Below are 6,417 nucleotides of genomic sequence, written 5' to 3' on the forward strand. Positions count from 1 at the left end.
GAGCAGTACTATCAACGAGAAATAAAAATAATTTTAAATAATAAATAATATTAGACTTTTTATTTTCTGAATAATGAGATAGAATAAAGTTTAAGTTGAAATGTAACAACTAAGGAGTAGATTTAATGTCGATAGTGTTAGTTGGTTTTATGGGTGTTGGCAAAACAACGATAGGTAAATTGTTAAGTGAACATTATGACAGGCCTTTAGTAGATATAGATACTTATATCGTTGAAATTACACAATTACCAATTCCACAAATATTTGAAAATTTTGGTGAAGCATATTTTAGAGATTTAGAATATAAAGCTTTGCAAAAATGGATTGGTAAAGATGTTATTATTTCAACTGGTGGTGGTATTATAGAATCTGAACTTTCGAAAGATATTTTGAAAGATAATTTGAATACATTCTGGTTAAAATGTGATATTGAAATACTATTTAATAGAATTAATCATGATAATAATAGACCGAATGCAAGAGGTAAATCTTTAAATGAATTAAAAACCTTGTATTCAAAACGAGAATTAAGTTATAATGAAATCGCATACAAACATATTGATGCAAGCAGACCTGAAGAAGTAGTTGCAAGTGAGATTATTGAATCTTTATAAGCATATATAATTGCGAATGATCAAAGTTAGAGAGAGTGAATGTTATATTCATCGCCGAAGGAGCAAACCATTTTTGAGTGAATCTCTCAGGCAAAAGGATAACTTTGTGACGCATTCCTGAAGAGTACTTCAACAGGGTAGCGAAAGCTACCCTGTTTTTTTATTATACATATTTAGAAGGGGAGAGGTATGATGACTACAGAATTAAAGAAAACACCTTTATATCAAACATATATCGATCAAGGTGCTAAAGTTATTGATTTTTCTGGTTGGGCATTACCAGTTCAATTTTCAAGTATTAAAGAGGAACATAATGCTGTAAGAACAAAAGTTGGCATCTTTGATGTTAGCCATATGGGTGAAATTATTGTTACTGGTGAAGAAGCAGATCAATTTGTTCAATATGCTTTAACAAACGATTCTTCAATTTTAAATGAAACGAAAGCACAATATACAACACTTTGTAACGAAAAAGGTGGGGTTGTTGATGATTTAGTTATATATAAATTGGATGAATCAGTTTATTTCTTAGTTGTTAATGCTGGTAATACTGATATAGATTTTGAATGGTTACAAAAAATTGAAGGATTTAATGTAAACATTGAAAATAAATCTTCAGAATATGGTCAATTAGCTATTCAAGGACCAGAAGCTCGCGATTTAGTTCAAAAATTAGTAGATGTAAATGTAAGTGAAATGAAAATGTTTGAGTTTCAACAAAAAGTTAGTTTATTTGGTAAAGAAGTTATTTTGTCACAATCAGGTTATACAGGTGAAGATGGTTTTGAAGTATATTGTCAATCTGAAGACACTAAAGAAATTTGGGATGGTTTCATAAGTGAAGGCGTCGTGCCTTGTGGTTTAGGCGCTCGCGATACACTAAGATTAGAAGCTGCTCTACCGCTACATGGTCAAGACTTATCTGAACAAATCACACCTTATGAAGCAGGTATTGGATTTGCAGTCAAACCGTTAATTGAGGCAGATTTTATTGGTAAGTCTGTACTTAAAGACCAGAAAGAAAATGGTGCAGAAAGAAAATCAATTGGTATTGAAATGATTGATAAAGGCATACCTAGAACGGATTATAAAATTTTAGATGCTGATAGTAATGAAATTGGATATGTCACATCAGGCACTCAATCGCCATCAACTGGAAAAGCAATAGCAATGGGATTAATCAAGAAAGAAGCGTTTGAACTAGGTAAAGACATTTTAATTCAAGTAAGAAAAAGACAAGTAAAAGCTAAAATTGTAAAAAAATCATCATTTAAATCATAGGAGTGAATAAAATGGGTCACCGCTATATACCTTTAACTGAAAAAGATAAATCAGAAATGTTAGATTTCATAGGTATTAAATCTGTAGATGAATTGTTTACTGATATACCTGAATCTGTAAGATTTAATAAAACACTGAATATTAAAGAGAAAAAATCAGAAACTACATTATTAAGAGAATTATCACAAATTGCTAATAAGAATATTACGAGTGAAACACATGCATCATTTTTAGGAGCAGGTGTTTATGATCACTATATACCGACTGTAGTAGATCATGTCATCTCTCGTTCTGAATTTTATACTGCATATACACCATATCAACCTGAAATTTCTCAAGGTGAATTACAAGCTATATTTGAATTCCAAACATTAATATGTGAATTAACAGGAATGGATGTAGCAAATTCGTCAATGTATGATGGAGGTACTGCTTTTGCTGAAGCTGCAGTACTTGCTGCAGGACACACAAAAAAGAAAAAAGTAATTGTATCTAAGTCAGTACATTACCAGTCTATAGAAGTGCTTAAAACATATACTAAAGCCCAAGATATTGAAGTTGTCGAAGTTGACTTAGACGGCACAGTAACTGATTTGGATAAATTAAAAGAAGTTATCGATGATGATACTGCAGCTGTTTGTGTTCAATATCCGAACTTCTTTGGTTCATTAGAAGATTTAGAAGCAATTAAACAATTGATTGAAGATAAGAAGGCATTGTTTATCGTTTCTAGTAATCCATTAGCTCTAGGTTTAATTACACCTCCTGGAGAATTTGGAGCAGATATCGTCGTTGGGGATGCTCAAGTATTCGGTATTCCAGCCCAATACGGTGGCCCACATTGTGGTTATTTTGCATCTACTAAGAAATTAATGCGAAAACTACCAGGTCGTTTAGTTGGTCAAACACAAGATGAAGATGGTAATAGAGGCTTTGTGTTAACACTACAAGCTCGTGAACAACATATAAGAAGAGATAAAGCTACTTCAAATATTTGTTCTAACCAAGCATTGAATGCATTGGCTGCATCTGTATGCATGAGTGCATTAGGTAAAAATGGTGTATATGAAATGGCAAAACTAAATATGGAAAATACGACGTATATGAAACGTAAAATGCAAGAAGCAGGCTTTGAAGTACTAGAAAGTATTTCATTTAATGAATTTGTTGTTAAATTTAATAAATCTATTAGTGACATCAATAAAGATTTATTAGAAGAAGGTATAATAGGTGGTTTTGATTTAGGATTTATGAATGGCGACTTTAAAAATCACATGCTAATTGCCGTAACTGAACTAAGAACTAAAGATGATATTGATACATTTATCCAAAAAGTAGGTGAATATAGTGCGTAAACCATCAAGTGAATTAATTTTTGAAAGATCTAGAAAAGATAGATTTGCATATTCATTACCAGAAAAAGAAGTTGAAACACAAAATGTTCAAGAAATACTAGGAGATAAATTTACTAGAAAACAAAAAGCCGAGTTGCCAGAGGTTAGTGAATTAGATTTAATGCGACACTATACAGAATTGTCGAATAAAAATCATGGTGTAGATACAGGTTTCTATCCTTTAGGTTCATGTACTATGAAATACAACCCTAAAATAAATGAAAAAGTAGCAAGAATGTCTGGATTTGCTAATGCACATCCATTACAAGATGTATCAACAGTACAAGGATCACTAGAAATAATATACGACTTACAAGAACATTTAAAAGAAATTACTGGAATGGATGAAGTAACATTACAACCTGCAGCCGGAGCTCATGGTGAATGGACTGCGCTATTAATGATTAAAGCATTTCACGAAGCAAATAATGATTTTAATAGAACTAAAGTAATCGTTCCAGATTCTGCACATGGTACGAATCCAGCATCAGCTAAAGTAGCAGGATTTGATACTGTTACAGTTAAATCAAATGAAAAAGGGTTAGTAGATATAGAAGATTTAAAACGAGTAGTAGGTGATGACACTGCTGCAATTATGTTAACAAATCCAAATACATTAGGTTTATTTGAAGAAGATATTGTAGAAATTAGAGAAATCGTCCATCAAGCTGGTGGTAAACTATATTATGATGGTGCAAATCTAAATGCCATAATGAGTAAAGTAAGACCAGGAGACATGGGGTTTGATGCAGTACATTTAAACTTACACAAAACGTTTACTGGACCACATGGTGGCGGTGGACCTGGATCTGGACCTGTTGCCGTTAAATCAGATTTAATACCATATTTACCTAAACCAACAGTTGTGAAAGAAAATGATTCTTACAAATTCGAACATGATATGCCAAATTCTATTGGTCGAGTTAAGCCATTCTTCGGTAATTTTGGCATTTACTTAAGAGCCTACACTTACATTAGAACGATGGGGCCAGATGGATTAAAAGCTGTTTCTGAAACAGCAGTTCTAAATGCGAATTACATGTTGAGAAGATTACAAGATCATTTCGATACGCCATATACGCAACATTGTAAACATGAATTTGTAATAAGTGGTTCTAGACAGAAAAAACTTGGTGTAAGAACATTGGATATTGCAAAACGACTATTAGATTTCAATTTCCATCCACCTACAATCTACTTCCCAATAAATGTGGAAGAATGTATGATGATAGAACCAACAGAAACTGAATCAAAAGAAACTTTAGATGCTTTTTGTGATACTTTAATACAAATTGCAAAAGAAGCGGAAGAGAATCCAGAAACAGTCTTAGATGCACCACATACTACTGTTATAGGACGTTTAGATGAAACACAAGCAGCTAGAAAACCTGTTTTAAAATTTGAGTTGCTAAAAGAAGAAAAAAATTAATAAAAAAGGATGAATTCAATTAGAATTCATCCTTTTTTATTATTTAGACTTAACTTTCCCAGTCCATTTTTTATATCCGCCTTTAAGCATGTACAAGTCTGTATAACCTTTTTTCTTCATCATTCTTGCAGCTCTGGAACTTGCTACACCATTTGCATCACAAAAATAAATAGGTTGGTCTTTACGTAACCCTTGGTATCTTGTACGAAAGACACTCATTGGTATGTTTCTTGCCCCGATGATATGACCATATTCAAAATCAGCCTTTTCACGTAAGTCGATAACTTGTGCCTTCCTTAAACCCTTGTGAAACTCATTTTGATCTAATTCTTTAACTGCGCGCTTATTCAATGAATAGTTAATTGCCATATAAATGATAATCAAGACTAGGACTATGAGCGCGATGTACCAATAATTCATGGTCTAATTCCTCCCAATTCAAGTCGATACTACTATTATAAGATTTCTTGTGAGATTTATCAAAATTTTTTTGCTAAAATAGACAAGTATATAGAATTAATTGAATAGGAGTTTTTAATTGTGAAAGAAACTTGGCACTTTATAAACACAAAATCAAATGATCCATACTATAATATGGCAGTAGATGAAGCACTCATGAACTTCGTAAGCAGAGGAGAAATAGACCCTGTAATCAGGTTTTATACATGGAACCCTGCAACATTATCTATAGGGTATTTTCAAAAACTAACTAAAGAAATAGATATTGAGAAAGTTAAAGAAAAAGGTTATGGACTTGTTAGACGTGCAACAGGTGGTAGAGGCGTCTTACACGACAAAGAACTGACATATAGTGTTATCGTTCCAGAATCGCATCCAAATATGCCTAAAACAGTTACAGAAGCATATAGAGTAATATCAGAAGGATTATTAGAAGGATTTAAATCATTAGGCTTTGATGCTTATTTTTCTATTCCTAAGACAAAAGAAGCAAGAGATAAATTAAAGACACCTCGGAGTTCAGTTTGTTTTGATGCACCAAGTTGGTATGAACTTGTAGTAGAGGGTAGAAAAATAGCAGGGAGTGCTCAAACGAGACAAAAGGGTGTTATTTTACAACATGGATCTATTTTACAAGATATAGATGTAGACGAATTATTTGATATGTTCATATATAGAAATGATAGATTGAAAGATAAAATGAAAGCAGCATTCGTGGATAAAGCAGTGGCCATAAATGATTTAGCTGACAGACATATTACTATTGAAGAAATGGAACAAGCATTTCATGATGGATTTAAAAAAGGGTTAGATATAGAATATAAGCCTTTGAACTTTACGGATGAACAACTAACAGAGATTAAACAATTAGAAGAAAAATATAAATCAGAAGAATGGACGTATAGAAAATAAAGGACATATTAATATTCATATTCTTACATTGCGCATTAGTCGAATAGTAAAAAAAGAGACCACAGAGGTCTCTTTCAGTTTGTTTTTTGTTTTAATAAGTATGTTTTATTAAATTTAAGCTTAAACTGCGTTTAATCTAGGCTGTTCTTTTGCATCGCCAAATCGTCTTTCTACTGTTTGACTTCTTAATTTATATGCTTTTTTAATTGTATCTATAAATCTTAAATCTTCGATTATGTCTAAATCATCTTGCCAAACATGTCTACGGATTTCTCTAATATAGGTTTTGTTTTCCGTACATTTATTTAACATAGAATCAACTCCTAAA

The 6,417-nt window shown here is 32.1% G+C and carries 6 protein-coding genes, 1 pseudogene and 1 riboswitch; of the genes and pseudogenes, 5 read left to right on the plus strand and 2 right to left on the minus strand.

All coding sequences use genetic code 11. The annotated features are described in order from the left end of the window. The first annotated feature begins 125 nt into the window (after window positions 1-125). The 4 genes from CD129_RS05115 to gcvPB all read left to right on the plus strand — a co-directional run bounded on the left by CD129_RS05115 (window position 126) and on the right by gcvPB (window position 4,718). Window positions 126-614, plus strand: a complete 489-nt coding sequence (locus CD129_RS05115; RefSeq protein ID WP_078356563.1) for a shikimate kinase — start codon at window positions 126-128, stop codon at window positions 612-614. Between the two features lie 16 nt (window positions 615-630). Further along, window positions 631-726, plus strand: a riboswitch (glycine riboswitch). 80 nt (window positions 727-806) lie between these two features. Then, window positions 807-1,895, plus strand: a complete 1,089-nt coding sequence (gene gcvT, locus CD129_RS05120) for a glycine cleavage system aminomethyltransferase GcvT (protein ID WP_107510165.1) — start codon at window positions 807-809, stop codon at window positions 1,893-1,895. A gap of 11 nt (window positions 1,896-1,906) precedes the next feature. After that, window positions 1,907-3,250: an aminomethyl-transferring glycine dehydrogenase subunit GcvPA gene (gene gcvPA / locus CD129_RS05125; protein ID WP_115337399.1), complete on the plus strand. Its 1,344-nt coding sequence runs from the start codon at window positions 1,907-1,909 to the stop codon at window positions 3,248-3,250. Continuing rightward, window positions 3,243-4,718, plus strand: a complete 1,476-nt coding sequence (gcvPB, locus tag CD129_RS05130; protein ID WP_115337400.1) for an aminomethyl-transferring glycine dehydrogenase subunit GcvPB — start codon at window positions 3,243-3,245, stop codon at window positions 4,716-4,718. Before gcvPA ends, gcvPB begins: the two co-directional genes overlap by 8 nt. A gap of 39 nt (window positions 4,719-4,757) precedes the next feature. Here the strand turns inward: gcvPB and CD129_RS05135 are convergent, their stop codons facing one another. Beyond that, window positions 4,758-5,138: a rhodanese-like domain-containing protein gene (locus CD129_RS05135; protein WP_078356567.1), complete on the minus strand. Its 381-nt coding sequence runs from the start codon at window positions 5,136-5,138 to the stop codon at window positions 4,758-4,760. A gap of 120 nt (window positions 5,139-5,258) precedes the next feature. On the opposite strand from CD129_RS05135, the gene CD129_RS05140 reads away from it, so the two are divergent. Beyond that, entirely contained in the window at window positions 5,259-6,089 is an 831-nt protein-coding gene (locus CD129_RS05140; protein WP_078356568.1) for a lipoate--protein ligase family protein, read from the plus strand. 120 nt (window positions 6,090-6,209) lie between these two features. Here the strand turns inward: CD129_RS05140 and CD129_RS05145 are convergent. Further along, a pseudogene (locus tag CD129_RS05145) lies at window positions 6,210-6,417 on the minus strand (hypothetical protein); the annotation flags it as partial.

Source organism: Mammaliicoccus fleurettii (genome assembly GCF_003970575.1).
GTDB lineage: Bacteria > Bacillota > Bacilli > Staphylococcales > Staphylococcaceae > Mammaliicoccus > Mammaliicoccus fleurettii.